Origin of the sequence: Haloferax sp. Atlit-10N, assembly GCF_003586325.1 — an archaeon.
Classification (GTDB): domain Archaea; phylum Halobacteriota; class Halobacteria; order Halobacteriales; family Haloferacaceae; genus Haloferax; species Haloferax prahovense.
The window spans coordinates 1-437 of record NZ_PSYX01000184.1 but is presented as its reverse complement, the minus strand read 5'-3'; the positions used below and the strand labels follow the sequence as shown (position 1 = coordinate 437).

Annotated in this window: 1 protein-coding gene; it reads left to right on the top strand. The window is 58.1% G+C overall.

Translation table 11 applies throughout. The features are described from left to right. A partial coding sequence (locus tag C5B91_RS21780; RefSeq protein WP_147374927.1) for a universal stress protein occupies window positions 1-437 on the top strand: 437 nt, incomplete at both ends.

Sequence of the window (437 nt, the reverse complement as noted above, 5' to 3'; positions counted from 1 at the left end):
AGCGAGGACAGTAGTGAGATTCTACACCATGTCGGGGAACTCGCGAACTGGGCGGACGCAACGATCCACCTCTTGTTCGTCGCAGATACGACGCGCGACAGCGTCACCGTCGTCGAAAACACGGTGGTCGATGCGCTCGTCCAGGAAGGCGAAGGCATCGTCGAGGATGCAAGCAAGACCTTGTCGACCCTTGGGGTCGAGTACGAAACTGACGTCGTGCAGGGGAATCCAGCCCCCACAATTGTCGAGTACGCTGATCGGTACGGGCACGATCTAATCGCGATGTCAACCCACGGGCGAAGGGGGGTGTCACGGTATCTTCAGGGCAGTGTCAGCGAGAAAGTCGTCCGTCTCTCTTCGGTCCCTGTTCTCACCGCGAGAATGCAACCCGACGAGCAGCTGGTATTCCCCTACGAAAATGTGCTCATCACAACGGA